Origin of the sequence: Nonomuraea mangrovi, assembly GCF_042681425.1 — a bacterium.
GTDB classification, from domain to species: Bacteria; Actinomycetota; Actinomycetes; order Streptosporangiales; family Streptosporangiaceae; genus Nonomuraea; species Nonomuraea mangrovi.
On the sequence record NZ_JBHUFV010000047.1, the window covers coordinates 247,877 to 272,865 of the forward strand.

The 24,989-nt window shown below is 70.2% G+C and carries 30 protein-coding genes and 3 tRNA genes; 14 read left to right on the plus strand and 19 right to left on the minus strand.

Annotated elements, in window-relative coordinates; all coding sequences use genetic code 11:
• Positions 1 to 11: 11 nt before the first annotated feature.
• From ACFSKW_RS31245 to ACFSKW_RS31255, 3 genes are read right to left on the minus strand one after another with little or no spacing between them, the layout of a single operon-like run.
• Positions 12 to 953, minus strand: a complete 942-nt coding sequence (locus tag ACFSKW_RS31245; protein WP_379576060.1) for a PLP-dependent transferase — start codon at positions 951 to 953, stop codon at positions 12 to 14.
• Positions 950 to 1,960, minus strand: coding sequence for an NAD(P)H-dependent glycerol-3-phosphate dehydrogenase (locus ACFSKW_RS31250; protein WP_379576061.1), 1,011 nt, complete (start codon positions 1,958 to 1,960; stop codon positions 950 to 952). The genes ACFSKW_RS31245 and ACFSKW_RS31250 overlap by 4 nt, the downstream gene beginning before the upstream one ends.
• A 5-nt stretch (positions 1,961 to 1,965) precedes the next feature.
• On the minus strand, positions 1,966 to 2,700 hold the full coding sequence (locus ACFSKW_RS31255; protein ID WP_379576062.1) for a lysophospholipid acyltransferase family protein: 735 nt from the start codon (positions 2,698 to 2,700) through the stop codon (positions 1,966 to 1,968).
• A 56-nt stretch (positions 2,701 to 2,756) separates the two neighbouring features.
• Between ACFSKW_RS31255 and cofC the strand changes: the two genes are divergently transcribed.
• Positions 2,757 to 3,395, plus strand: a complete 639-nt coding sequence (gene cofC / locus ACFSKW_RS31260; RefSeq protein WP_379576063.1) for a 2-phospho-L-lactate guanylyltransferase — start codon at positions 2,757 to 2,759, stop codon at positions 3,393 to 3,395.
• On the opposite strand, the gene ACFSKW_RS31265 is transcribed toward cofC, so the two are convergent.
• Positions 3,367 to 4,599 carry an MFS transporter gene (locus tag ACFSKW_RS31265; protein WP_379576064.1) on the minus strand — a complete coding sequence of 411 codons (1,233 nt, stop codon included), beginning with the start codon at positions 4,597 to 4,599 and terminating at the stop codon, positions 3,367 to 3,369. The two genes, cofC and ACFSKW_RS31265, sit on opposite strands and share 29 nt — an antisense overlap.
• 56 nt (positions 4,600 to 4,655) lie before the next feature.
• On the opposite strand from ACFSKW_RS31265, the gene ACFSKW_RS31270 reads away from it, so the two are divergent.
• A complete protein-coding gene (locus tag ACFSKW_RS31270; protein WP_379576065.1) occupies positions 4,656 to 4,859 on the plus strand; it encodes a hypothetical protein in 204 nt (67 codons plus the stop codon).
• An 86-nt stretch (positions 4,860 to 4,945) separates the two neighbouring features.
• Here the strand turns inward: ACFSKW_RS31270 and ACFSKW_RS31275 are convergent, their stop codons facing one another.
• The 4 genes from ACFSKW_RS31275 to leuC form a co-directional block, all read right to left on the minus strand.
• On the minus strand, positions 4,946 to 5,245 hold the full coding sequence (locus ACFSKW_RS31275) for an HU family DNA-binding protein (RefSeq protein WP_358126422.1): 300 nt from the start codon (positions 5,243 to 5,245) through the stop codon (positions 4,946 to 4,948).
• Between the two features lie 102 nt (positions 5,246 to 5,347).
• On the minus strand, positions 5,348 to 5,587 hold the full coding sequence (locus tag ACFSKW_RS31280) for an SCO5555 family protein (protein ID WP_379576066.1): 240 nt from the start codon (positions 5,585 to 5,587) through the stop codon (positions 5,348 to 5,350).
• A complete protein-coding gene (gene leuD / locus ACFSKW_RS31285) occupies positions 5,566 to 6,153 on the minus strand; it encodes a 3-isopropylmalate dehydratase small subunit (protein WP_379576067.1) in 588 nt (195 codons plus the stop codon). Before leuD ends, ACFSKW_RS31280 begins: the two co-directional genes overlap by 22 nt.
• A 113-nt stretch (positions 6,154 to 6,266) precedes the next feature.
• A complete protein-coding gene (leuC, locus tag ACFSKW_RS31290; RefSeq protein ID WP_379576068.1) occupies positions 6,267 to 7,652 on the minus strand; it encodes a 3-isopropylmalate dehydratase large subunit in 1,386 nt (461 codons plus the stop codon).
• Between the two features lie 65 nt (positions 7,653 to 7,717).
• Here leuC and ACFSKW_RS31295 point away from each other — a divergent pair, with 65 nt between their 5' ends.
• The 3 genes from ACFSKW_RS31295 (at position 7,718) to ACFSKW_RS31305 (ending at position 11,018) form a co-directional block, all read left to right on the plus strand.
• Positions 7,718 to 8,434, plus strand: coding sequence for an IclR family transcriptional regulator (locus ACFSKW_RS31295; RefSeq protein WP_379576069.1), 717 nt, complete (start codon positions 7,718 to 7,720; stop codon positions 8,432 to 8,434).
• Between the two features lie 191 nt (positions 8,435 to 8,625).
• Positions 8,626 to 10,347, plus strand: a complete 1,722-nt coding sequence (locus tag ACFSKW_RS31300; RefSeq protein WP_379576070.1) for a hypothetical protein — start codon at positions 8,626 to 8,628, stop codon at positions 10,345 to 10,347.
• A gap of 158 nt (positions 10,348 to 10,505) precedes the next feature.
• A complete protein-coding gene (locus ACFSKW_RS31305) occupies positions 10,506 to 11,018 on the plus strand; it encodes a hypothetical protein (protein ID WP_379576071.1) in 513 nt (170 codons plus the stop codon).
• A gap of 70 nt (positions 11,019 to 11,088) precedes the next feature.
• Here ACFSKW_RS31305 and ACFSKW_RS31310 read toward each other — a convergent pair whose 3' ends face one another.
• The 3 genes from ACFSKW_RS31310 to ACFSKW_RS31320 are packed head-to-tail and all read right to left on the minus strand — an operon-like array spanning position 11,089 to position 12,424.
• The gene (locus ACFSKW_RS31310; RefSeq protein WP_379576072.1) at positions 11,089 to 11,451 is read right to left on the minus strand and encodes a hypothetical protein; all 363 of its coding nucleotides are present in this window, start codon (positions 11,449 to 11,451) and stop codon (positions 11,089 to 11,091) included.
• Entirely contained in the window at positions 11,448 to 11,993 is a 546-nt protein-coding gene (locus tag ACFSKW_RS31315) for a MarR family winged helix-turn-helix transcriptional regulator (RefSeq protein ID WP_379576073.1), read from the minus strand. The genes ACFSKW_RS31310 and ACFSKW_RS31315 overlap by 4 nt, the downstream gene beginning before the upstream one ends.
• Before the next feature lie 50 nt (positions 11,994 to 12,043).
• Positions 12,044 to 12,424 carry a hypothetical protein gene (locus ACFSKW_RS31320; protein WP_379576074.1) on the minus strand — a complete coding sequence of 127 codons (381 nt, stop codon included), beginning with the start codon at positions 12,422 to 12,424 and terminating at the stop codon, positions 12,044 to 12,046.
• A gap of 297 nt (positions 12,425 to 12,721) precedes the next feature.
• Between ACFSKW_RS31320 and ACFSKW_RS31325 the strand changes: the two genes are divergently transcribed.
• On the plus strand, positions 12,722 to 14,125 hold the full coding sequence (locus ACFSKW_RS31325) for a serine hydrolase domain-containing protein (RefSeq protein ID WP_379576075.1): 1,404 nt from the start codon (positions 12,722 to 12,724) through the stop codon (positions 14,123 to 14,125).
• Here the strand turns inward: ACFSKW_RS31325 and ACFSKW_RS31330 are convergent.
• From ACFSKW_RS31330 to ACFSKW_RS31350, 5 genes are all read right to left on the minus strand, one after another.
• A complete protein-coding gene (locus ACFSKW_RS31330; RefSeq protein ID WP_379576076.1) occupies positions 14,115 to 14,747 on the minus strand; it encodes a response regulator transcription factor in 633 nt (210 codons plus the stop codon). The two genes, ACFSKW_RS31325 and ACFSKW_RS31330, sit on opposite strands and share 11 nt — an antisense overlap.
• Positions 14,738 to 15,853, minus strand: a complete 1,116-nt coding sequence (locus ACFSKW_RS31335; protein ID WP_379576077.1) for a sensor histidine kinase — start codon at positions 15,851 to 15,853, stop codon at positions 14,738 to 14,740. Before ACFSKW_RS31335 ends, ACFSKW_RS31330 begins: the two co-directional genes overlap by 10 nt.
• A gap of 83 nt (positions 15,854 to 15,936) precedes the next feature.
• Positions 15,937 to 16,009 (minus strand) — tRNA-Glu (locus tag ACFSKW_RS31340).
• 17 nt (positions 16,010 to 16,026) lie between these two features.
• Positions 16,027 to 16,102: transfer RNA gene (locus tag ACFSKW_RS31345), tRNA-Glu, on the minus strand.
• Between the two features lie 151 nt (positions 16,103 to 16,253).
• A tRNA-Gln gene (locus ACFSKW_RS31350) sits at positions 16,254 to 16,325 on the minus strand.
• Positions 16,326 to 16,483: 158 nt separating this feature from the next.
• On the opposite strand from ACFSKW_RS31350, the gene ACFSKW_RS31355 reads away from it, so the two are divergent.
• Positions 16,484 to 18,454 (plus strand): M3 family metallopeptidase, encoded by a 1,971-nt coding sequence (locus tag ACFSKW_RS31355; RefSeq protein WP_379576078.1) that lies wholly within the window; start codon positions 16,484 to 16,486, stop codon positions 18,452 to 18,454.
• On the opposite strand, the gene ACFSKW_RS31360 is transcribed toward ACFSKW_RS31355, so the two are convergent.
• Positions 18,451 to 18,993 carry a PadR family transcriptional regulator gene (locus tag ACFSKW_RS31360; RefSeq protein ID WP_379576079.1) on the minus strand — a complete coding sequence of 181 codons (543 nt, stop codon included), beginning with the start codon at positions 18,991 to 18,993 and terminating at the stop codon, positions 18,451 to 18,453. The two genes, ACFSKW_RS31355 and ACFSKW_RS31360, sit on opposite strands and share 4 nt — an antisense overlap.
• Positions 18,994 to 19,047: 54 nt before the next feature.
• Here ACFSKW_RS31360 and ACFSKW_RS31365 point away from each other — a divergent pair, with 54 nt between their 5' ends.
• Positions 19,048 to 20,310, plus strand: coding sequence for an MATE family efflux transporter (locus tag ACFSKW_RS31365; RefSeq protein ID WP_379576080.1), 1,263 nt, complete (start codon positions 19,048 to 19,050; stop codon positions 20,308 to 20,310).
• Here ACFSKW_RS31365 and gltX read toward each other — a convergent pair.
• Complete coding sequence (gltX, locus tag ACFSKW_RS31370) at positions 20,204 to 21,580, minus strand: glutamate--tRNA ligase (protein ID WP_379576081.1); 1,377 nt, start codon at positions 21,578 to 21,580, stop codon at positions 20,204 to 20,206. The genes ACFSKW_RS31365 and gltX overlap by 107 nt on opposite strands.
• Complete coding sequence (locus tag ACFSKW_RS31375; protein ID WP_379576082.1) at positions 21,573 to 22,337, minus strand: fumarylacetoacetate hydrolase family protein; 765 nt, start codon at positions 22,335 to 22,337, stop codon at positions 21,573 to 21,575. The genes gltX and ACFSKW_RS31375 overlap by 8 nt, the downstream gene beginning before the upstream one ends.
• Before the next feature lie 136 nt (positions 22,338 to 22,473).
• Here ACFSKW_RS31375 and ACFSKW_RS31380 point away from each other — a divergent pair, with 136 nt between their 5' ends.
• The 6 genes from ACFSKW_RS31380 to ACFSKW_RS31405 are packed head-to-tail and all read left to right on the plus strand — an operon-like array spanning position 22,474 to position 24,964.
• Positions 22,474 to 22,950, plus strand: coding sequence for an Asp23/Gls24 family envelope stress response protein (locus ACFSKW_RS31380; protein ID WP_379576083.1), 477 nt, complete (start codon positions 22,474 to 22,476; stop codon positions 22,948 to 22,950).
• Positions 22,947 to 23,225, plus strand: coding sequence for a hypothetical protein (locus ACFSKW_RS31385; RefSeq protein WP_379576084.1), 279 nt, complete (start codon positions 22,947 to 22,949; stop codon positions 23,223 to 23,225). The genes ACFSKW_RS31380 and ACFSKW_RS31385 overlap by 4 nt, the downstream gene beginning before the upstream one ends.
• Entirely contained in the window at positions 23,222 to 23,410 is a 189-nt protein-coding gene (locus tag ACFSKW_RS31390) for a DUF2273 domain-containing protein (protein ID WP_379576085.1), read from the plus strand. The genes ACFSKW_RS31385 and ACFSKW_RS31390 overlap by 4 nt, the downstream gene beginning before the upstream one ends.
• Positions 23,407 to 23,742, plus strand: coding sequence for an Asp23/Gls24 family envelope stress response protein (locus tag ACFSKW_RS31395; RefSeq protein WP_379576086.1), 336 nt, complete (start codon positions 23,407 to 23,409; stop codon positions 23,740 to 23,742). Before ACFSKW_RS31390 ends, ACFSKW_RS31395 begins: the two co-directional genes overlap by 4 nt.
• Positions 23,739 to 24,386: a DUF6286 domain-containing protein gene (locus ACFSKW_RS31400; protein ID WP_379576087.1), complete on the plus strand. Its 648-nt coding sequence runs from the start codon at positions 23,739 to 23,741 to the stop codon at positions 24,384 to 24,386. The genes ACFSKW_RS31395 and ACFSKW_RS31400 overlap by 4 nt, the downstream gene beginning before the upstream one ends.
• Positions 24,383 to 24,964 carry a hypothetical protein gene (locus tag ACFSKW_RS31405; protein WP_379576088.1) on the plus strand — a complete coding sequence of 194 codons (582 nt, stop codon included), beginning with the start codon at positions 24,383 to 24,385 and terminating at the stop codon, positions 24,962 to 24,964. The genes ACFSKW_RS31400 and ACFSKW_RS31405 overlap by 4 nt, the downstream gene beginning before the upstream one ends.
• Positions 24,965 to 24,989: the final 25 nt, after the last annotated feature.

Genomic DNA, 24,989 nt, shown 5'->3' on the forward strand with positions numbered 1-24,989 from the left:
GTCGCCCGAATCTACCCTGCTTGGGAGTCAAGGGCTCGTGTCACGTCCGCGACCAGATCCTCGACGTCCTCGAGCCCGATCGTGAAGCGGACCGCGGCCCCTCGCCTGACGGCCGTCGTGCTGTTGCCGATCAGCCTCAGCGACTTGACGAGGTCGTCGGCGTCTCCGCGTGGCGTGATGCTCACGCGCGAACCGAATCGCGTGCCCTCGGGGCCGGAGTCGAACAGCAGGCGTCCCAGCCGGTGTCCCGGATGGTGGGGAAGGCCCGGGTAGCCGACGGCCGCGACGGCGGGATGCTTGGCCACGGCGGCGACGAACTCCATGGCGGTCGCGCACCTGCGCCTTACCCGCAGCGTGAGCGTCTCCAGCGCCCCGAGCAACGCGCGCTCGTCGGCGGCAGAGAGCGGCGCGCCGAGGTCGTCGGTGAGCCTGTGCATGAGGTCGTGCCGGCCGACGACGACACCGCCGTCACGATCGCCGAGGAGCGGGGCGGTCGAGTGGAGGACCAAATCGGCGCCGTGTTCGAGCGGGCGGCAGACGACGGGTGTGGCCAGCGTGGAGTCGACCACGAGCATCGCCCCCGCCTCCCTGGCCAGGCGGTACAGCCCGCGCAGGTCGGCCACGGCGGTGTCCGACAGCGTCTCCACGTAGATGATCTTCGTGTTGCCCCGGATCGCCTGCCGTACGGAGGACAGCTCGCCTGTGTCGACGAAGTCGGCGCTCACGCCGAACCTGCCGAGCACGTTGGCGATCACGCCGGCCCCCGGAGCGGGGGCGATCACGTGCGCGCCGCCGCGCAGGAACGTCAGCAGGACGGCGGCCAGGGCCGCGTCGCCCGTGGCGAAGGCCCTGCCCGCCACGTTCTCTGGTGCGGCCGCGCCCTCGAGGGCCGCCACCGCCGCGGCGTATCCTCCCTCGGCGGGCGCGCGGACGCACCGGGTGTTCTCTCTCACACGCCGTATCTCTCCGGCTTGGGGGTGCGCGACATGAGCAGCACCCCTGCTTCCTCGGGGGTCATGCCGTCGTGGACGACGCCCACCACCACCTCGGTGATCGGCATCTCCACGTCGTGCTTTCTGGCCAGCTCGAGCACCGACTCGCAGGACTTGACGCCCTCGGCCGTCTGCTTGGTGACCGCGACGACCTCGGCCAGCGTCATGCCCTTGCCCAGGTTCTCGCCGAAGGTGCGGTTGCGCGACAGCGGCGAGGTGCAGGTGGCGACCAGGTCGCCCATCCCGGCCAGGCCCGCGAAGGTGTGCGGGTCGGCGCCGAGCGCCGCGCCCAGACGGGAGATCTCGGCGAGGCCGCGGGTCATCAGCATGGCGCCGACGTTGTCGCCCATGCCCATGCCCGCCGCCACCCCCACCGCCAGCGCGATCACGTTCTTGACCGCGCCGCCCAGCTCGACACCCACGACGTCGGGGTTGGTGTAGGGACGGAACCACGGCGGCACGTGGCAGGCCTCCTGCAGGCGTTCGAGGGTCCGCTCGTCCGGGCAGGCCACGACCGTCGCCGCGGGCTGACCCCTGACGATCTCACCGACCAGGTTGGGACCTGACACGACCGCGACCCGCTCCTGCGGCACCTCGGCCACCTCGCAGATGACCTCGCTCATCCGCTTGGTCGTGCCGAGTTCGATGCCCTTCATGAGGCTGACCAGCACGGCCTCTTCGGGCAGGTACGGCTTCCACAGGGTGAGGTTCTGCCTGAGCGTCTGCGAAGGGACGCCGAGGACCACGAAGTCCGCGCCGTCGAGCGCCTTCGCCGGGTCGGTCGTCGCGCGCAGCGTCTCCGGCAGCAGGATGCCGGGCAGGTAGTCGGGGTTCTCGTGGCGGCTGTCGATCGCCTCGACGATCTCGGCCCTGCGGCCCCACAGCGTGGTGCGCACCCCGGCCCGCGCCAGGATCATGGCGAACGTGGTGCCCCACGAACCGGTGCCGAACACGGCGGCCTTGGTCATCCGCTTCACCGCCTCGCCGGGTCGTAAGGGGTCTCAGGAGCTTTCTCTCCCCTGATTTCCGCGAGCTGAACGGTGATCGCGGCCATGATGTCGGCGGTCGCCTCGTGCAGCACCGACCCTCGCAACGGCTGCCCCTTGTATTTCGACAGGTCGACGGGTGGTCCGACCCTCACGGAGAACGTCTTGCGAGGAAAGAGTCTCGGCTTCTTTTCCCCGTAGGGCAACAGTTCGTGCGCGCCCCAGTGCGCCACGGGGATCACCGTCGCGCCCGTCTGCAGCGCCAGCCGGGCCGCGCCCGTCTTGCCGACCATGGGCCACAGGCCGGGATCGCGCGTGACGGTGCCCTCGGGATAGAACAGGATCACGCCTCCGTCGCGGAGCCGCTGCTCGGAGATCTCCAGCGACCTGGCCGCCTCACTGGTGCCCCTGTCCACGGGGATCGCCAGCAGCGAGCGCACCGCGACCTTCAGCAGTGGCACCCTGAACAGGGCGGCCTTGGCGAGAATGATCGGCCAGCGGCCGTTGTTGTAGAGGAAGTGCGACAGCAGGACAGGATCGGTCCATGACAGATGGTTGGTCGCGATGATGATGCCGCCGGTCTTGGGGATCAGCTCGCCCTTGCGCCAGTCCTTCTTGACAAGCAGCCACGAGAGCGGCTTCACGATCACGACGGCGAACGTCTCCCAGAAGCGCGATGGTCGGCCGGGGCGGCTCATGAACTCCTCCAAGAGAGACGGCATGCGCCCCAAGTCTCCCGGTTGGCCGCGCGGGATGTCGAGACGAGATGCTTAAGCCTATGAGCATCCGCTGGTCACTCGTCATCCCGGTGAAGACGCTGGTAGCGGCCAAGACCCGGCTGGCCGCGGCGACGGGACCGCACAGGACCGCCCTGGCGGTCGCGGTGGCCGGTGACACGCTCTCCGCGGCGCTGGCGAGCGCCCCTGTGGCCCGGGTCATCGTGGTCACGGCCGACCCCGCGGCCGCGGGACCCCTCGCCGAGCTGGGAGCCGTGGTCGTCCCCGATCCTGACCGGGGTCTCAACACCGCGCTCCGCGCGGGGGCCGCCCATGCCGTACGGCTGGCTCCCGGCGACGCGATCGGCGCGCTCCAGGCCGACCTGCCCGCGCTGCGCGCCGCCGAGCTGGCCACGGTGCTGGAGGCGGCGGCCGAGTTCGACCAGTCGTTCGTCCCCGACGCGCTCGACATCGGCACGACCTTCTACGGCGTACGGCCCGGCCTGCCGTTCACCCCTCGGTTCGGCGGCGAGTCGAGGGCGAGACATCTGGCCGGCGGCGCCAAGGAGCTGACCCTGGAGGGGATCGAGTCGGTCAGGCGCGACGTGGACACCCCTGACGACCTGCGGGCGGCCATCGCGCTGGGGCTCGGCCCGCGCACCGCCGAGGTGGTCAGGCGGCTTCGACTCTCAGACGCCTGATCCACGGCGACACGACGACCGGCAGGTGGGCCGCGGCCGAGCCGAGGCAGGCCACCCAGAGGAGCGGGCCCACGCTCACCTGCTCGGCCAGCAGTCCGCCGAGGACGCCGCCTACAGGCATCGCGCTCCACATGAGGAAGCGCATGCTGGCGTTCATCCTGCCGCGCAGGTGGTCGGGGGTGACGGCCTGGCGGTAGCTGCCCTGGGCGACGTTGAAGACGACCGAGGCGGCCGTCAAAAGGCACAGGCCGAGCGGGTAGAGCAGCACGCGCCACCCCTCGGCGGCGAACCCGCCGATCAGCGGGAACAGCCCGGCCAGGAGCGCGCCGCCGTACATGGCGCCGCCGTTGCCGTACCTGTCGACGATCTTCGGGGCGATCGCGCCGCCCAGCACACCGCCCACACCCATGGCCGAGACGATCAGGCCGTAGACCCCCGCGCCCAGGCCGAGCTCCCGTACCAGGAACAGCGGCTGGACGATGGCCCACAGGCCGTTGGTCAGCATGTTCAGCGCGCCCACCAGGGCGACGCGGCGCAGCACGCGGTGCCCGAGCACGTACCTCAGCCCCTCGGCGACCTCGGTCCTGAGACTCCCTCGCCGTTCCTGGGGTGCCGCGCTCTCCTCGGCCCCGATCGTCGACAGGATCAGTGCCGAGCAGGCGTAGGAGATCGCGTCGGCCAGCAGCGCCAAGGGCGCGGTGAGCACCTGCACCAGCCATCCGCCGAGCCCTGGGCCGGCCAGCCACGCGCTGCTGCGCAGCGTCTCCAGCGTGCCGATCCCTCTGGACAGGTCGTCCGTGCGCACGATCGACGGCAGGAGGCTCATGTGCGCGACGTCGAAGAAGACCGTTCCGATCCCGATGACCAGCGCGACCACGTACAGCTGGACGAGCGTCAGCACGCCCGCGAAGGCGGCCAGCGGAACGCTGAGCAGCGCCAGCGCCCGTACGGCGTCGGCCGCGACCAGGATCGGGCGGCGGCGCATCCGGTCGGCCCACACCCCGGCGGGCAGGCCGATGACCAGGAAGGCCGCCATCTCCGCCGCGGTGAGCAGGCCGAGCTGGAACGGGCCCGCGTTCAGCACGAGCAGGGCGGTGAGCGGTAACGCCACCAGCGTCACCTGGGTGCCGAACTGGCTGAGGACGTCAGCGCCTACCAAGCGCTGGAAGGCGGAGTTACGCCACACGTTTTGCTCGACGGGCACGAATCGTGATCCTGACCGGATCCCTTCACGAGGGTCAAACCATTTACTCTGGGCTCGTGCAGGCGACCGTGCGGAGTTTCGATCCGGCGACCCGTTCGGGGTCGGTGTTCCTCGACGACGGAAGCGTGCTGGAGTTCGGCACCAGGGCGTTCGACGCGGGGCCGCTCCGGCTGCTGCGTTCGGGGCAGCGGGTCAATCTCGTCGTTTCCGGAGGCGAGATCACCTACGTGACGCTGTCGACATTCCCCGTGCCCGGCTGAGCCGGCCGCCGTGCCCAATACGACCCGCCGTCCCAATGAAAAACGCCCGGACCCCCTCATCGGGTGTCCGGGCGCTCCACACTGACTTACTTCTTCTTGGCGGCCTTCTTGCCCCCGGCGTTGACCAGCTCCTTGAAGTCCGAGCCTGGACGGAACTTCGGCCCCCAGCTTTCGGCGACCTTGATCTCCGCGCCGGTCGACGGGTTCCTGGCCGTGCGCTGCGGCTTGTGGACCATCTCGAACGCGCCGAAGCCCGTGATCGAGACCTTGTCGCCGCTGGCGACGGCCTTCTGAATGGCTTCGAGAATCGCGTTCACGGCCTCCGTGGCCGTCTTCTTGTCGCCCACCCGGTCCGCGATGGCGTCGACGAGTTCCCGCTTGTTCATGTAGGTTTCGCTCCCCCTGTTACGGCTCGGGGTTCCAGCAGACGAGTCCAACGGTCGAGAAACCCCTTACGGGTTGAATCTAAAGGGGGATTGCGAAGGAACTCAATCACCGGACGCGTTTTTTTGGGCACCCGGCGTGTCGGATTCGCTGTTCAGGTCGGCCAAGAAGGCCTCCATCCGGATCGCCGCACGGTCCGGATCACGCTTTGCGAGATCACAGATCGCCAGATATCGGCGCGCGAACCGCTCCCTGTCGGCGGCGGGAAGCATGCGGACGCGGCGGTGCGCTTCGCGCAACCGCCGCGCCAGTTCGTCGTCTTCTAGACGGTCGTCGGCAGCCATGGCTGCCGACCATTCTCGTACGAGGTGATGTCGTCGGCGTGACGCAGGGTCAGGCCGATGTCGTCGAGGCCCTCCATCAGACGCCAGCGGGTGTAGTCGTCGATCTCGAAGGAGACGACCTCGTCGGCCCAGCGGACCTGGCGCTCGGCCAGGTCGACGGTGACCGCCAGCCGGGGGTCGGCCTCGACGGCCGCCTGCAGCGCCTCCACCTTCTCGCCCGGCAGGACGACGGGGAGCAGGCCCATCTTGGTGGAGTTGTTGCGGAAGATGTCTCCGAACCTGGCGGCGATCACGGCGCGGAAGCCGTACTGCTGCAGTGCCCAGACGGCGTGCTCGCGCGAGGAGCCGGTGCCGAAGTCGGGGCCGGACACCAGGACGCTGGCGCCCTCGTAGGCCGGGTCGTTCAGCACGAAGGCGGGGTCCTCGCGCCAGGCGGAGAACAGGCCCTGCTCGAATCCCGTGCGGCTGACCTGCTTGAGCCAGACGGCGGGGATGATCTGGTCGGTGTCGACGTTGCTGCGGCGCAGCGGCACCGCCGTACCGGTGTGGGTGGTGAATGCGTCCATCGTGGATGTCCTTTGAGTCGTGTGGTGAAGCTCGCCCAGGCCCCGGAGCGGCCGGCTCGTGGAGGCTCGCGGTCCTTGCGTCCTCTCCCGGCCGAACGGCCTGGTCGCAGGGGTTACAGGTCCGCGGGGGCCGTCAGCCTGCCCGTCACCGCGGTGGCGGCCGCGACGGCCGGCGAGACCAGGTGGGTCCGGCCGCCCTTGCCCTGCCGCCCCTCGAAGTTGCGGTTGGAGGTCGAGGCGCTGCGCTCACCGGGAGCGAGGGTGTCGGGGTTCATGCCCAGGCACATCGAGCACCCCGCCTGCCTCCACTCCGCGCCCGCGGCCTTGAACACCTCGTCCAGGCCCTCCTTCTCGGCCTGCAGCTTCACCAGCATCGACCCCGGCACGATCAGCGTGCGGGTGGTGACCTGACGTCCACGCAGGATGTCGGCCGCCGCCCGCAGGTCCTCGATGCGCCCGTTGGTGCACGAGCCGACGAAGACGGTGTCGACCTCGATCTCGCGCAGCAGGGTGCCGGCCGTCAGACCCATGTACTCCAGCGCCCGCTCGGCCGCGGCCCGCTCCACCGGGTCGGTGAAGGACTCGGGCGACGGTACGGCGGCGCCCAGCGGCAGCCCCTGCCCAGGGTTGGTCCCCCAGGTGACGAAGGGCGTCAGCGTCGTGGCGTCGATCTCGACGACCTTGTCGAAGGCGGCGTCGTCGTCGGTCCTGAGCGACTTCCAGTACTCGACGGCCTGGTCCCACGCCTCACCCTTCGGGGCGTGCTCGCGGCCCTCCAGGTAGGCGAAGGTCGTCTCGTCGGGCGCGATCATGCCGGCGCGGGCGCCCGCCTCGATGGACATGTTGCAGATCGTCATCCTGCCCTCCATGGAGAGCTTGCGGATGGCCTCGCCGCGGTACTCGACGATGTAGCCCTGGCCGCCGCCGGTGCCGATCTTCGCGATGATCGCCAGGATCAGGTCCTTGGCCGTGACGCCCACCGGCAGCTCGCCGGAGACCTCGATGGCCATCGTCTTCGGGCGGTAGGCGGGCAGCGTCTGGGTGGCCAGCACGTGCTCGACCTCGGAGGTGCCGATGCCGAAGGCGATGCCGCCGAACGCCCCGTGCGTGGAGGTGTGAGAATCGCCACACACGATCGTCATGCCCGGCTGCGTCAGCCCGAACTGGGGGCCGATGATGTGCACGACGCCCTGGCCCGCGTCGCCCATGGGATGCAGCCTGACGCCGAACTCTGCGGCGTTCTTGCGCAGGGTCTCGACCTGCGTCTTCGAGACGGGGTCGGAGATCGGGCCCAGCACGGTCGGGACGTTGTGGTCTTCGGTGGCGATGGTGAGATCGGGCCTGCGCACCTTGCGCCCTGTCATCCGCAGGCCGTCGAAGGCCTGCGGACTGGTGACCTCGTGAATGAGGTGCAGGTCGATGAAGAGCAGGTCGGGTTCGCCCTCGGCGCGGCGCACGACGTGCTGCTCCCAGACCTTCTCCGCGAGTGTGCGGCCCATTGATCTCCTCCTTGAGACTTTGCCCCGACTTGCCTTCTCATATGTCGAGACGGCAGTATCGGTGTATGGACAACTCTAGCGGAGTCGGCGTACTGGACAAGGCCGTTCTCGTGCTCAATGCCCTCGAAGCGGGTCCGGCATCGCTCGCCCAGTTGGTTCAGGCGACCGGACTGGCCCGCCCGACGGCCCACCGGCTCGCCGTCGCGCTGGAACACCACAGGATCGTCACGCGCGACACGCAGGGCCGCTTCGTCCTCGGCCCCCGGTTGTCGGAGTTGTCCACCGCGGCGGGCGAGGACCGGCTCCTCGCGGTCGCCGCGCCGGTGTTGACCCAGCTCAGGGATCTGACCGGGGAGAGCGCGCAACTGTACCGGCGCCAGGGCGACGAGCGGGTCTGCGTCGCGGCGGCCGAGCGCGCCAGCGGCCTGCGCGACACCGTTCCCGTGGGCTCGGCGCTGCCGATGTCCGCGGGTTCCGCCGCGCAGATACTGCTCGCGTGGGAGGAGCCCGACCGGCTGCACAGGGGCCTGCGCGGGGCCAAGTTCACGGCCGCGACCCTGGCCTCCGTACGGCGGCGCGGCTGGGCCCACAGCGTGGGCGAGCGCGAGCAGGGCGTGGCCAGCGTCTCGGCGGCCATCAGGGGGAACGGCGGCAAGGTGGTCGCGGCCGTCTCGGTATCCGGACCGATCGAGCGCCTGACCCGCACGCCAGGCAGGCTGCACGCGGTGCCGGTCATGGCCGCGGCCGAACGCATCACCGAAGCCATGCGCCGGGCCAACTGATCTCCGATCCCCGTGCCGGATCGCGCCACGGGGCCCGACCTCGGAACGCACCTGCGTGAGCAGAGCGGGAGCGCGGTGGGAGCGGCTGGACGCGCTCCCACGAGCGCTGTCTCGCATTTCATGACTTTTCGTGATCGGCGCTACGTGGATTTCATGGGCCGACCGCGGCCAGGGCGCACTAGCCTGAGTGGGTGACAGATCGCATCGAGGTAGCCGCCGATGAGCTGCGTCCCCTGCTCGAAGAGTTCATCGTGTGGGCCCGGGAACACGCCCCTGGCAGCGACCCCGACCTGGTCGGCCCTGCCGCGCTGTGGCACCGGCTCTCCGCCTCCGACGACGTCGGCCGGTGGCGCCGCGCCGACCTCAGGACCGTGCTGCTCGACCGCATGCCGAAGGTCGTCGAGGACCCCGACGACGCGGCCGACGGGATGATCGGCGCGGTGCGCGCCTACCTGACCTTCCTGTCGGACACCGACAAGCTGGCCAAGCGCTCCGACTCCCTCGACGATCTGCTCGACGAGCTCGACGACCTGGAGGACGACTTCGTCGAGGCCATGGAGGAGCTCATCGACGACACCGACGAGGACGTGCACGAGGAGACCGGCGACCTCGGCGACTTCGAACCCTTCGCCGACGAGCTGGCCGACCTGCCGACGATCCGGCTGCGCCCCGACGGGGAGCTGGCCGCGGCGGCGCGTGCGGTACCGCTGATCGCCAAGGCTCGTGACCTGGCGGTCTGGGTCGGCGTGGCGCGCGAGGTGGGCGAGGAGAACCTGCTGTCCGACTCCGAGGTGGAGGAGGCGCTGGCCATCGTCGGCCTGCCGCGGCCGCAGACCGAGGGATCGCTCGCCGGCGCCGTCCCGCAGCTGTGGAACATCTGGAACCTCGCGGTCGACCTGGAGTTCCTCGAGCCCGACGGCGACGACACCGTCAGTGTCGACGGCGACACCGCCGAATGGCCCTTCGACGACGACGAGGACGTGCTCGACGCCTGGATGCTCGGCCTCCACTCGATCGACTACGGCGACCCCGAGCTTGAGGACGAGGACCTCACCATGGCGCTCGGCGGCCTCAGCCGCGGGCTGCTGGTCCGCCTGCTGCTGGGCGGCGGCTCCCGCGGGCTGGCCGAGCTGCGCGACGAACTCGCCGAGTCGGCCGCCGACATCGACGAGCTCGGCGCCGACGCGTGGGCCGCCGCCCGCGACCACTACGGAGACCCGCTGGCGCCGGTGCTCGACTGGCTCGTCGGCTACGGCATGCTCACCGTCACCGGCGACGAGGTCGCGCTCACCCCGCTCGGCACCGAAGGCGTCGTCCACCTGGTCGACGACTCCGACATCGAGCTCGACGCCCGCCCCGCGATCGACGCGATGACCGCCCTCGAGCTGCTGGCCTTCAGCGCCGAACTGCCCGAGGACGAGGCCGACGCGGAGTTCGCCGCCTGGATGGAGCTGCGCGAGCCGGGCGAGGCCGCCCGCGAGCTGCTGGAGGCGGCCGCCGAGGACGACACCGACGCGCTGATCAGGGTCCAGGCGGCCAGCGTGGTCGGCACGCTGGGCGAGGACGCCATCCCCGCGTGGCAGGCGGCGCTGAAGGAGCCTTCGCTGCGTCCCTACGCGGCGACGCACCTGACGCAGCTGGAGGTGGAGGGCGCCCCCGAGCCCACCCAGGACGACACCCACTGGCTCATCCTCGACATGTGGACGATCTCCGCGGGTCTCGGACGGGCCGAGTTCGTGAGCAGCCTGCGCGACATCGGGCCCGACCTGCTCAACAACCTGCTCGAGGTGATCTGGAAGATCCCCCACGCGCACGTCGAGGAGCTGCTGGACCTGATCTCGCAGGTCCACCCGGACAAGCATGTGGCCAAGGCGGCGAAGAGAGCGCTTTTCAAGGCACGCTCGGCGTCCTGACCCGCACGGGCCTCCGCCCCCTCGTAGGCGCGGCGGAGGCCCCTGGCCAGGCCAGTGGCTCCCCCGGGAGGGGGAGGTGAATCCCTCGACGAGGGGAGCCGTCGGGCCAGGGGTGCTCAGCAGCATGGAGTCAGTTCCGACACAGAGAGGTTCTGACCATGCGCAAACATCTGGCCTTCGCCGGATTCGCCACCGCTCTCCTGATGCTCGCTCCCCCGGCCGTGGCGAGCGCGGACAAGCCGGAACCCCGGGTGTCCGGGAGCATGAGCGGCACGCTCCCCAAGGAGTTCGGACCGTGGGCAGGCGAGCCGGTGAAGTTCACGATCGACGCCCACGGCCGGCCGGCCGGCGTGAAGGGCACGTTCAAGGTCTTCCACGACCGGATCGACGGGAGCAAGCCGGTCGGAGACTTCGAAGGGAAGATCACCTGCCTGGCGGTCGCCGGTGAGGTGGCGGTGGCCACCGGCGTCATCACCAAGGGGTACGTCAACATCCTCGACAAGCCGACCGAGGACGTGACAGGTAAGAAGGTGTCGTTCACCGTGCATGACAACGGGCGCGACGACCGCATCTTCTGGATCTGGGAGTTCATGGGCGCCCCGGTCAACGACTGCCAGGGCACGGCCCCCGCCTTCAAGCCCGCGCGCGGCGACTTCACGATCCGCGGGTGAGAACGCCTGACACGGGCACCGCGGGGGCTGCCTCCACACCGCGCGCGGGGTGAAGGCGGCCCCTGCGGCGTCAGGTCATCAAAGCCGCCATGGACTGCCACGGGGACGCGTCGAAGATCAGCGTGATCGAGGTGATCCTGCCGTCCCCGTCGAGGCGGAAGTGCTCGGCCGTGTGCTGGGTGCCGGCGGGGGTCGCCGTGTGGACGTCGTAGACGAGCGTGGCCTCCGACTCGCCGTACAGCTCGCTGATCAGGTCGACGCCTGTCACGATCCGGACGAACTCCGGCAGGCCCGACAGGTGCCCGGTCCGGTCGGTGGAGCTGATGAACGGGCTGCGGAAGCTGAACGGCTCAGCCAGGTGGACGGCGGCCGCGGCGACGTCGCTCCTGAACCTGGCCTCGTGGTAGGCGCGAACCGTCTGCGCGGCGCTCATCGGGCTCCCTCCAGGTGCTGGGCGAGTGCGGTCTGGTTGTCGGCGAGACGCAGGCACAGGTGGCGCAACCGGGCCAGGTCGTCGTCGGTGAAGCCCCTGAAGATCGCGGCCATGGCGGCCTGGGTCGGGCGCCGGAAGTTCTCGATCCACTCCTGTCCGGCGGGCGTGATGCCGACCAGCACGGAGCGGCGGTCATGAGGGGCGGGGGCGCGCCGGGCGAGCCCGTCGCGTTCAAGGGTGTCGATCAGTCCTGTGACGTTGCGGGAGCTCACCCCCGCCGCGAGGGCGAGGTCGCCGATGCTGATCCCGTCGGTCTCGGCGCCGAGGCGCAGCAGGATGTCCATGGCTCCCGAGCTCAGCCCCCGGCCCTCGGCGCCGTGGGCGCGCATGCGCTCGATCGCGTTGAAGGCGGTGCGGACGGCGGCGGCGGCCTCCAGGGCGAGGGTGTCGTCACTCCCGGCGAACCGGGTCATGGCGGCCCTGGCCGCCGGATCGAAGAGCCTGCCTTCGTGGTCGGATGTGAAGTTATGTACGTCCTTCATAATGAAGCACGACTTTAGTACGTACTTCGATAAATAAGAACCCCGGGGAATCACACGTCCTTCAGGCGGGTGTGGGCCTCGTCCCATCCCGCGGGGCCGTCTGCGGTCCAGAATTCGAAGGTGGAGCCCGCCATCCGCGTGCGGTACGCCCCGATGATCCCGCGGTGCGGCTGGCTGCGGGCGAAGGTGGACAGCGCCTCGTCCGACGTCCAGGCCGACAGGGTCCAGAACGTGCGGCGCAGGGGCGCGGCCTTCAGGGTGGCACCGACCGCGCCGGGGCTGCGCCTGGCCTGGAGCAGGATGCGCATCGCCTGGACGAGGAAGCCCGGGACGTGAAGGATGCTGCGCAGTTCGAAGCGGGAGGCCATGACCTTCACGGGCTGCTCGTGGTTCGCGTCGGGACCGGGGACCCAGGGGGTGGTGATCGCCATTTCGCACCTCGTTCTCATTGGATAGCGACGCACTCCAGTATTGGATAGTTCAGCTATCCAGTCAACTGCGCGGCGAGGTCAGGCATTCCCGTTCGGTGCACGGGCGCATCGAGAGAGGCATCGCGCACGTCAACGGCATGGCCCTCCGCTACGAGGAGCGCGGGGCATGCGGCACAAGTCCCGCGCGGACGCGGCGGGCCGCGCCGCGCGCGGAGGCCGGGAGTGGCGGTTTTCCGTAGGAAACGGGGAGGAATCTCGCCATGGTCCGGGGGACGCCCGCGTCACTAGCGTCGGCGCATGCTCACCACGACCCTTGCCGCGCTCTTCCTTGCCGTCCTGCCACCCGCGGCCGTCCTACCGGCCGCGGCCGTCCCGCCGGCCGCGGCGGACATCAGCCCCGCGGCCGTCGACGCCTACGTCGAGGACTACCGCGAGAAGACCGGCCTGCCCGGAGTGGCGGTCGCGATCATCAAGGGAACGAAGGTGGTCCACGCCGCGGGATACGGGAAGACCGCCTCGGGCGCGCCCGTGACCGTGGACACGCCGATGGCGGTCGCCTCGGTCAGCAAGTCCTTCACCTCGCTCGCCGTGATGCAGCTGGTGGAGAAGGGCGCGGTCGAACTCGACCGTCCGGTGCGCGGCTACCTGCCCGAGTTCGAGATGGCCGATCCGAGAGCCGCCGTGATCACCGTCCGCCAACTGCTCCATCAGACCTCGGGCATGGCCGACTCCGCCTTCCACGAGAGGAGCCTCCCCCAGCCCGACTCCCTCAAGGGCGCGGTGGCGCGGCTCGAACACGCTCGGCTCGCCGCCGCCCCCGGCACCACCTTCAGTTACCACAACACGAACTACCAGGTCGCCGCCCGGCTGGTGGAGGTGGTGAGCGGCGAGCCGTTCGCCGCCTACCTCAAGAGGCACGTGTTCGACCCTCTCGGCATGCGTCACAGCAGCACGGTCGACACCGAGCGCGACCTGCCGGACAGCGCGCGCGGCCACCTGACCGTCCTCGGACAGGCGTTCGCCATGCCTGAGCCGTCCGGCTTCGGCAACGGGTCGGGCGGCGTGCTCAGCAGCGCAGGCGACATGGCCAGGTGGCTGATCGCGCAGGACGACGGGTTCGTGCCCGTCGAGAGCCTCAAGGAGCTCCGCACGCCGTCCCAGCAGAACGACTCCTACGCCCTCGGCTGGGAGATCGGCGCGACCGAGCGCGGGACACCGGTGATCGGCCACGGCGGCGACCTGTTCACCTCGACCGCCGAGCAGCTCCTGCTACCGGGGTCCGGGTACGGCGTCGCCGTGATGGCCAACACCGGCATGGCTTTCGCCGACAGCTCCGCCCTGCTGGACGGGCTCGTCGCCATCATCGAGGGCGGAAAGCCGAAGCCGCCCTCCTCCCCCTACCTCGTGACCGACGTGGTGTTCGCGCTGATGACGCTGGCGACGTTCGGGCTGGCGGCGCGGGGAGTGGCCAGGTCGCGGCGGTGGGCGGCCCGCCGTAGGGGATGGGGGCGGTTGTGGGTGCTGCCCTGCCTCGCGCCACTGGCGCTGTGCGCGGCTGTCACGCCGATCTTCAGGGTGCTGGCCCGCGGAAGCGACATCATGTGGATCCAGGTCGGCTACCTCTACCCGGCCTTCATGCTCTGGCTCGTGACGGCCGCCGCCGCGGGCGTGGTCGTGACGGTCGTGCGGCTCATCCGTTGAGGTAGCGGAGGATCGCCAGCACCCTACGGCTGTAGCCGGGCGTGTGGGCGAGGCCGAGTTTGTCGAAGATGGCGTTGACGTGCTTCTCCACCGTGCTCTGCGAGATGTGCAGCCGTTCGGCGATCGCGGTGTTGACCATGCCGGCGGCCAGGTGTCCGAGCACGGCCCGCTCTCGCTCGGACAGCGTGTTCAGCGGGGCGCGGGCCAGCAGCCGCCTGACCACATCGGGGTCGAACACCGTGCCGCCCGCGCCGATCCGCTCGAGCGCGTCGAGGAACTCGGCCACCTCCGACACCCGGTCCTTGAGCAGGTAGCCGAGCCCTTCGGACGGTCCGGCCAGCAGCTTGGCGGCCGAGGTCTGCTCCACGTACTGCGACAGCACGAGCACGCCGACGCCGGGCCACCGCTCGCGGATCTCCAGCGCCGCCCGCAGTCCCTCGTCGGTGTGCGAGGGCGGCATGCGCACGTCGATGACCGCCACGTCCGGCCGGTGCTCGGCCACGGCGGCCATGAGCGCGTCCGCGTCGCCCACCGCGGCCGTCACCTCGTGTCCCGCGTCCTGGAGCAGCCTGGCCAGCCCTTCGCGCAGCAGCACGGCGTCGTCGGCGAGGATCAGCCGCACGGCAGCCTCGCCGTCACCGTGGTCGGGCCGCCCTCCGGGCTTTCCACGGTGAGGCTGCCGTCGAGCGCCCGCACTCGCCGCTCCAGACCCGACAGCCCGCCGCTCCCCCGTACGGCGCCGCCCCTGCCGTCATCGGAGATCGTCACGGCCACCTCCCCTTCCTTCTCGCGCACCTCGACCACGATCATGCCTGCCGCGGCGTGCTTGTTCGCATTGGTGATGGCCTCCCTGGCGACGAAGTAGACGGCGGTCTCGATCTCCCGCGCCGGCCGCCAGGCGAGCGCGTACTCGACTCGCACCGGCACCGCGGAGCGGTCGGCCACCTCCTCCAGCGCCGCCCGCAGCCCCAGCGTGTCGAGCGCGGTGGGGTAGATCTGCCACGCCACCCCCCGCAGCTCGTCGAGCAGCAGCCTGGACTCGGCGTAGGCCTCGTCGACCAGGGCCGGATCGGCCGTGTGCCGCGCGCGGCCCAGCAGCATCGCCAGCGCCACGCCGCGCTGCTGGACCCCGTCGTGCAGGTCGCGCTCGATCCGCCTGCGCTCGTCGTCGACGGCGCGGACGATGCCGGTGCGGGAGGCGGTCAGCTCGGCGATCCTGCGCGCCATCGCCTCGCTGGGGTCGGGGCCGAGGAAGCGGTCGGCGAGGCGGCGTTCCATGCCGACCAGCACGGCGCACCAGCCGGCCGACAGCGCCAGCGCGATCACCCCGAGGACGAGGCCGTAGGCCCAGCTGCTGCCGGTCAGCCGCACGCCGGGGAACTCCAGCGGGACCTGGTCGGCGTCGCCGGCGAGGAGCTGCTGTGCCCCGCCGTACAGGAGGAGGCCGGCGACGAACAGTCCTGTGGCGGCGAGGTATCCGCCCGTGAGGCCGACCAGGCCGCGCAGCACGAGGTAGGCGCGTCCGCCGCGCCCACCGCCGGGGTGGTGGTCGTACCAGGCGTCCAGGCGCGCCCGCTCGATCCGCACGAGCGAGGCGGTGACCCTTCGGGCGCGCTCCTCGCCGACCGCCCACGCGACGCAGGACCATCCGAGCCCGACCAGCCCGGTCAGCATCCCGGCGAGCAGGCCGGTCGCCCGCCGCAGGGGCGTCGTGGCCGCTCGTCGCATGATGCGGAGTCTAGCCAGGCTCCGTGACCGGCCTCGAACAGCAGAAAACCCGGATGCCTGTGGGCATCCGGGTTCTGTCGGTGTAGTCCCGACCGGATTCGAACCGGCGCTACCGCCTTGAGAGGGCGGCGTCCTGGGCCACTAGACGACGGGACCGAAGCAGCTTGTGACAGTGGTAGTCCCGACCGGATTCGAACCGGCGCTACCGCCTTGAGAGGGCGGCGTCCTGGGCCACTAGACGACGGGACCCTGTCCACAAGCGATGTGCCGGGGGCCTCCCCGGCAACGGATGTAACTCTACCGCACCTCGCGGAGCACAACCAAACCAACGTGCTTACCCATCCGCGAGCCCGCAGAAACGCGAAAACGGATGCCCGTGTGCGGACATCCGTTCCAAAAGCTGGGGTACCAGGACTCGAACCTAGAATAACTGAACCAGAATCAGTCGTGTTGCCAATTACACCATACCCCACCGCGCTCTCGTTTCCCTTGCGGGCTCCGATCGCTGGCGACTCCGAAAGAATAGCCCAGGTTTGGGGACAAGGCCAAAACGATTGCTCAACCAGCGCGCCCTCGCCCCTCTCATGCCAAGCTGAAGGGGACAAAACACCACGTGGAGGAGCCCTAGCGTTGGCTGAGAACCCGTTCTTCGCACCCAGCAGCCTGCCCTACCAGCTGCCCCCGTTCGAGGAGATCCGCGAGGAGCACTACCTGCCCGCGTTCGAGCGAGGCATGGCCGAGCACCTGGCCGAGGTCGACGCGATCGCGAACAGCGCGGAAGAACCCACCTTCGACAACACGATCGCGGCGCTCGAGCGCTCGGGACAGATCCTGAACAGGACCGCGACCGTCTTCTTCAGCATCGCGGCGTCCGACTCGACCGACGGCATCATGGCGATCGAGACCGAGGTGTCCCCCAAGCTGACCAAGCACAGCGACGAGGTCAGGCTCAACCGCGCCCTGTGGGAGCGGGTCAAACGGGTCGCGTCCGAGGACGCCGAAGAGGCGTGGCTGCTGGAGAAGTACCGTGACGACTTCATCCGCGCCGGCGCCGACCTCGGCGAGCAGGAGCAGGCCAGGCTGAGGGAGCTCAACGAGGAGCTGTCGAAGCTCTCCACCGAGTTCTCGCAGAACCTGCTCAAGGCCTCCACCGAGGAGGCCATGGTCGTGAAGGACGCCAAGGAGCTCGACGGCTTCGACGAGGCCAAGATCGAGTCGATTCGCAAGGACGACGGCACGTACGTCCTGCCGCTGCTCAACTTCACCAACCAGCCCGGCCTGGCCCAGCTCACCAACAGGGAGACCAGGCGCAGGCTCTACACGCTGAGCGTGGAGCGGGCGCGGCCCAACCTGGAGCCGGCGGTCAGGATGGCGACGCTGCGGGCCGAGCGCGCCGCGCTGCTCGGCTTCCCCAACCACGCCGCCTACACCGTGGCCGACCAGACGGCCAAGACGGTCGACGCGGTCGAGGAGATGCTCGGCCAGCTCGTCGGGCCTGCCGTACGCAACGCCAAGAAGGAGGCGGAGGCGCTCGCCGAGCAGGCCGGTTTCGACATCGAGCCGTGGGACTGGTCGTTCTACGCCGAGAAGGTGCGCGCTGCCCGCTACGACTTCGACGCCGACGCGATGCGGCCCTACTTCGAGCTGAACAGGGTCTTCAGGGACGGCGTCTTCCACGCCGCGACCGAGCTGTACGGCGTGACCTTCACCGAGCGGCCCGACCTCAACGGCTACCACCCCGACGTGACGGTCTTCGAGGTGTTCAACGAGGACGGCTCGGCGCTCGGGCTCTTCCTGCTGGACCCCTACGCCAGGCCGACCAAGCGCGGCGGCGCGTGGATGAACAACCTCGTCGACCAGTCCTACCTGTTCGGCGACAAGCCCGTGGTGATGAACAACCTCAACATCACCAAGCCGGCCGGCGGCCCGACGCTGCTCACCTACGACGAGGTCAACACCGCCTTCCACGAGTTCGGCCACGCGCTGCACGGCCTGTTCTCCGAGGCCCGCTACCCGCGGGTGTCCGGCACCAACGTGCCGCGCGACTTCGTGGAGTACCCCTCGCAGGTCAACGAGATGTGGACGACCTGGCCCGAGATCCTGTCCAACTACGCCAAGCACCACGAGACGGGCGAGCCCATGCCCGCCGAACTGGTGGAGAAGATGAAGGCCGCCGAGAAGTTCAACCAGGGCTTCATGACGGTGGAGTACCTCGCGGCGACACTGCTCGACTGGGCGTGGCACAAGCTGGCCGCGGGCGAGGAGGTCGAGGACGCCGAGGCCTTCGAGGCGGCGGCCCTGGAGGCGGCCCGGATCGCCTTCCCGCTGGTCAGGCCGCGCTACAGGACCAACTACTTCGCCCACATCTTCTCGGGGGGCTACAGCGCCGGCTACTACTCCTACATCTGGAGCGAGGTGCTCGACGCCGAGAGCGTGGAGTGGTTCAAGGAGAACGGCGGGCTCAAGCGCGAGAACGGCGACCACTTCCGCAAGGAACTGCTGTCGCGCGGCGGCGGGATGGACCCGCTGACCGCCTTCCGCAACTTCCGCGGGCGCGACCCGCGCATCGAGCCCCTGCTCAAGCGCCGCGGCCTCGACTAGACCGCGGACAGTTCCGCGATGGTGTCCTCGAGCCACCGGCGCTCCGCCGCGCCGGTGGCCCGGGCGATCAGCAGCATGCCGCGGCGGAACACGTCGGGGGCGTCCTCGGCCCGCATCGGCCTGCCGCCCTCGTAGAAGAAGCTCGTGGGCGCCTCCAGGAAGTCCAGGCGCCTGCGCAGCACCTTGGCCTGGAGCGACGGATCCTCCAGCGCCGACAGGAACGTCAGCAGCGCGAAGAAGCGCGTCTGGTCGCTTATGTCCAGCTCGGACGGCTCCCGCAGCCGCCGTAGCAGTTCCTCCCGCCCCTGGGCGGTGATGGTGAGCACCTGCCTGCGCGCCGCGGCCGCGCCCTCCTCCTCGTGGCGCTCCAGCAGTCCCTTGGCCTCCATCCGCGCGATGGCCGGATAGAGCGCGCCGTCGCTGACGGGGCGCAGGTGCCCGCTCAGCTCGGCCAGTCGCGCCTTGAGCTCGTAGCCGTGCATCGGCCGCTGGTTGAGGAAACCCAGGATCATCAGCGTCAGATCCCCGCCACTTGCCATGGGCGCATCTTATCGCTATACCTCTAATCGAGCTATAGCGAATCGAGGCATACCGTGATCCGTCTCGCCCTCCCCATCTACGTGGAACTGCTCACCGCCGTCGTCGCGGTGAGTGTCATCGACCTGCTCTGGGTCTCGGGCCTCGGCGACGCGGCCATCGCGGCCGTGACCGTGGCCACCACCACGGAGTACTTCGCCTACGGGCTGATCCTGGCCCCCGTCACCGGCGTCACCGTCCTGGTCGGCCGCAGGGACGGGAAGGCTCCCATCGCCCCGCTGATCAGGTCCGGCTGGCGGCTGTGGCTGGTGGGCTCCGCGGCGATCGCGATCCCCGGCCTGCTCCTGCGCGAGCCGCTGGCGGAGCTCCTCACCGCCGACGCCGCGTCGGCCACGCTGACCGCCGACTTCTTCCTGATCTCGATGGCGGGCCTGCCGATCTACTTCGCGCAGTCACTGGCCGACGGCGTGGTCAAGGGCCTGGGCAACACCAAGGTCCCGATGCGCAACGCTCTCATCTGCAACGCCCTGGTCATCGTGCTGGACCCGGTGTTCATCTACGGCCTGGGCATGGGGGTGCGGGGCGCCGCGCTGGCCACGGTGCTCGCGCGCGCCGCGACGCTTGCCGTCTCCCTGCGGACGCTGTCGCGGCTGACGCCGCGCGACGGCGACGGCCGCGAAGGCGTGGGCGAGATCGTCAGGACCGGCCTGCCGATGTCCGGGGACTTCCTGGCCCGTGCCCTGGTCGGCCTGCTGCTCATCGAGATCGTCGCCAGGTACGGCGTGGCCGCGCAGGCCGGCTACGGCATCGGCATGAAGATCATGCTGGCGGGCGTGATGGTGTTCTACGCGCTCAGGCAGGCAGCCATGATCCGCACGGCCCGCTCGGAGGACACGGGATCGCCGCTCAGGACGGGCCTGGCGGCCGGCGCGCTGGTGGCGCTGGCGCTCAACGTCGTCGCCGAACCCGCCGCGGCCCTGTTCACCGACGATCCGGCCGCGGCCGTGAGCTTCCTACGGTGGATGACGCTCTACCTGGTCCCCTTCGGCGGCCTCATCGCGGCGGGCGGGGTGGCCCAGGCAAGCGGAAGGGGCAGCCGACTGCTCGCCGCCACGCTGGCGGGCTTCGCCGTACAGCTGCCCCTTGCCTATCTGCTGAGCTCGTGGCTCGGTGTCACGGGAGTCTGGCTCGCCATGGCGGCCGGGACCACGCTCAGCCTCGCAGTCGCTCCAGTGCGGAGCGCAGGCGCTCGCGCGAACGCTCCCTGCCCAGCACCTCGATCGACTCGAACAGCGGCAGACCCACCGTCCGGCCGGTGACGGCCACCCGCACCGGGGCCTGGGTCTTGCTGAGCTTGAGGCCGCCGAGGGCGGCGCCGACGTCCTCCAGCGCCTCCTTGAGCGACTCAGGGTCCCAGCTGACCGTCTCCAGCCGCTCCAGGTAGCCCTCGAGGACCTCGGGGGCGTTCGCCTTCATGGCCTTGTCCCACGAGGCCTGGTCGAAGACCGGCTCGTCGACGAACAGGAAGTCGACGTTCTGCATGATCTCCGACAGCACGGCGACGCGGGTCTGGGCCAGCACGGCGACCTTGCTGAACAGCTCGGCGTCCCACGCCGGGTCGAGGTACGGCAGGCAGCGCTCCTCGAAGGTCTCCAGCGGCAGGGCCCTGATGTACTCGCCGTTGAAGGCGCGCAGCTTCTTCTCGTCGAAGAAGGCGCTGGCGGAGTTGACGTCCTCCAGGCGGAACCTGGGCACCATGTCCGACCACGGCATGATCTCGCGGTCCTCGCCGGTGCCCCAGCCGAGCAGCATGAGGTAGTTGACCATCGCCTCGGCCAGGTAGCCCTCGTCGCGGTAGGACTCCAGGGCCACCTTGTCGCGGCGCTTGGACAGCTTCTTGCGCTGCTCGTTGACGATCACGGGCAGGTGCGCCCACACCGGCGGCCTGGCCCCGAGCGCGGGCCACAGCAGCATCTGCTTGGCCGCGTTGCCCAGGTGCTCCTCGCCCCGCACGACGTGGGTGATGTTCTGGGTGATGTCGTCGACCGCGTTGGCGATCACGTACAGCGGCGAGCCGTCGGTGCGCGCGATGACGAAGTCCTCCTGCGCGCTGTTGGGGAACTCCACGCGGCCGCGGATGACGTCGTCGACGACGGTGACGCCCTCGTCGGGCGTGCGGAACCGGACCGCGCCCGAGGTCAGGCCGCGCGCGCGGCAGAAGCCGTCGTAGCCCTTGTGCTCCGAGCCCGTACGCGCGACCAGGTCGTCGCGGGTGCAGTCGCAGTAGTAGGCCTTGCCGTCGGCCAGCAGCTTGGCGACGGCCTCCCTGTGCTGCGGCTCGAACGCCGACTGGAAGTAGGGGCCCTCGAAGACCGGGTTGGTGCCGTTGATACCGATCCAGTCGAGCGCCGAGATGATGCCCTCGGTCCACTCCGGGCGGTTGCGCGTGGCGTCGGTGTCCTCGATGCGCAGGACGAACCTGCCGCCGGACTGTTCGGCCAGCGCCCAGTTGAACAGCGCCGTGCGCGCGCCGCCGACGTGGAACATGCCAGTCGGAGACGGGGCGAAGCGCACCCGTACGTCAGTCACGAGAGACCACCTTGTTCGTCAGTGTGCCGATGCCCTCGATGCCGACGCTGACCTCGTCACCGATCTCCAGCGGGCCCACGCCCGCGGGGGTGCCGGTCAGGATGACATCGCCGGGGATCAGCGTCATGACCGCGCTGACGTAGGCCACCAGCGCGGGGATGTCGTTGATGAGCTGGGAGGTGCGACCACTCTGCCTGATCTCGCCGTTGACCGTGGTGGTCAGCGCCAGATCGGATGCGTCGAGGTCGGTCTGGATCCACGGCCCGATGGGGCAGAAGGTGTCGAATCCCTTCGCCCTGGTGAACTGCACGTCCTTCTTCTGCAGGTCGCGAGCGGTGACGTCGTTGGCGCAGGTGTAGCCGAAGATGACGTCGTTGACCCGTTCGACCGGCACCTCGCGGCAGAGCCTGCCGATCACCACGGCCAGTTCGCCCTCGAAGTCGACGCGTTGCGACTGGGCGGTCGGGTAGGCGATCGCGTCGCCGTCGCCGATGACGGAGGTGGACGGCTTCATGAAGATGAGCGGCTCTTCGGGCACCTCGTTGCCGAGCTCCTTGGCGTGCTCGGCGTAGTTCCTGCCGATGGCGATGACCTTGCTGGGCAGCATCGGGGCCAGCAGTCGCACCTCGGCCAGCGGGTAGCGCTCGCCGGTGAACTGGATCTGGTTGAACGGATGCCCGGCGATCGCCGAGACGACGTCGCCTTCGACCACGCCGAAGACGACCTCGTCGCCTGTGGAGAACCTCGCTATACGCACATGACAAGGCTAGTGCCGTCCACCCGATGCCTCGTCGGCTCCATTAATCGCCAAAACCCGCTTTAAGCCGCGAATGGCCAACAATCGCACGGCAACAGGAGAACTGAGTCGTTTCGACTCCGGGGGTGAGTTGATCATGTCGGACACGATGCCAAGAGGCGGCACCAGCACGTCCACCACCGTTCCGAGAGCGCGGCCGCAGGAAGGCTCCCTCGTCACCGAACAGGGCAGGACGACCATCGCCGACGGCGTGGTCGCGAAGATCGCCGGGCTCGCCGCCCGCGAGGTGGCAGGCGTGTTCGACATGGGCGGCGGCACCGCGCGCGCACTCGGCGCCGTGCGCGGCATGGTGGGCGGGGACCGGAACGCGACCCAGGGCGTGCAGGTCGAGGTGGGCGAGCGCCAGGCCGCCATCGACCTCGACCTCGTCGTGGAGTACGGCGCGGCCATCCCCGACCTGGCGGGCGCGGTGCGCAGGAACGTTATAGCCGCCATCGAGCGCATGACCGGCCTCGAGGTGACCGAGGTGAACGTCACCGTCAACGACGTGCACCTGCCGGAACAACCCAGAGGCCCCGACGGCTCCGGCCAGAGGGAGTCGAGAGTCCAGTGACACACGACGGGCTGGCCCTGGCCATCGCCGAGCGGGTGCGCAGCTGCCCGGGCGTGGCGGCGCTCTCGGGCGGCCCGTACGGCACCGTGGCGACCTACCTTCCAGGCGAGCGGCTCCCTGGGGTGTCCGTTCGCGACGGCGAGGTGGAGATCGCGATCATCGCCCGTGGTGGCCGCCCCGTCTACATCACCGCCGACGAGGTGCGCGCGGCCGTCGCCCCGATGGTCGAGGGCCGTCTCGTCAACGTGGCGATCGACGATCTGGAGGACTCATGAACACCAGCTCCTGGCTGCCGATCATCGGCATGACCGTCGGCATCATCCTCGGCCTGACCGCCGCCTTCGGCGGGCTGAGCGCGTTCTTGCTGGTCCTCGTCCTGGGCGCGCTCGGCCTGCTGGTCGGACGCATCGCCGAGACCGGTGAGATCGACCTGTCGGCCTTCACGTCGAGGCGACGATGACGGCGACGGCCACCGTCGTGATCCCCACCCAGCGCGTTCCCGCGGAGCAGAGAGGCCGCACCCGCATCTGCGACAAGGTCGTCTCAGGCATCGCCCTGCAGGCCGCGGGCGAGGTCGGCAGGGTGCGGGCGGTGGCGGGGCACCCGCCCGTGGCCAGGGTCGACGGCGACCTGGCGACGATCAGGCTCGACGTCGCGCTCGACTACCCCTCGCCCCTCCACTCCGTAGCCGCGGAGATCAGAGGACACGTCGCGCGCAGGGTGCTCGAGCTGACCGGCCTCGAGGTGGCCCAGGTGGACGTGCACGTCACGAGCCTGGAGGTGAGGTCATGACACTGCGGGCAGCGTCGGGGAAGGCGGCGAGCCCTGTGCCGCCCCGCCAGTCGGCTGCACCGGCGGCCGTACCGGTCGCCCCGCCCTACCCCACCGCCGACAGGGCCGCGCGCCGGGAGTTCAGGCCGCGCAGGGTGGTCTCCGCGTCGCTGGCCGCCCTGGCGCTCGTGGGGATCGGGTTCGTGGCGGCCGTCGAGATCGTCTCGATGCTCGCGGGGCGGCCGGCGCGCTGGCTTCCCCAGGACCGGCTGCTGGCGTGGGCCACGACGACGCCGTGGAACCACCCCACGGTGCTCGCCGGGGCAGGCGTGCTCGTCCTCGCCGGGCTCACGCTGCTGGCGCTGGCCCTGCGCGGCGGGCGTGGTCACACGGTGCCCGTGCGGACGGGCGACCCCGACCTGATCATCGGGCTGCGGCCGAAGGGCTTCGCCACGGCGCTCGCACACGCGGCGCAGGACGTGCCAGGCGTCCACTCCGCCAAGGCCACGGTACGGCGGGGCAGGGTCACCGTGCTCGCCCGAGCCTCCGGCTGGGACGACGAGAGGCTCTGCGAAGCGGTACGGCACGCGGTGGACGCCAGACTCGCCGCGCTCTGCCCCATCACCGACTATCAGGTGTCGGTCTCGATCAAGGAACGGCGATGAGGAAGGGAAGGGCCAACCGCGCGGGACTGGCCGTCCTCGGACTGCTGCTGGTCGTCACCGGCGGGCTCGTGCTGGCCAGAGGGCTGGGCGCCTTCCCGCAGGACTGGGCGCCCGCGGGCGAGCCACTGGTCGACCAGCCCGTCATCGACTTCTTCGCCAGGTTCTCACCGTGGATCTGGTGGGCGTTCGCGGTCCTCGCGGTGCTCGTGGCGCTGACGGGGCTGCGCTGGCTGGTGGAGCAGGGCGGTACGGAGGCGGCGAAGGACATCAGCGTGGGCGGCGGGCCGGACGGGCAGACCACGGTCGTCTCGCAGGCGGTGGCGAGCGCCGCCTCGGCCGAGCTGTCCGCGCTGTCGCTGGTGCGGACGGCGAACGCGACGCTGGCGCAGGACAAGGAGCTGTTCCGGTTGCGGCTTCGGGTGGCGGCCGACGACAGGGTGCCGATCAGCGTGCTGCGGCACGAGCTGACCACGGTGACCGTGCCGCACCTGCAGGAGGCGCTGGGCGCCGACAGGCTGCCGACGGTCGCGCGGGTGGACCTGGAGCGGGCCGCGCCGCAGAAGAGGGTGCTGCAATGATGAAGCGGGGCCCTGGAGGGACCCC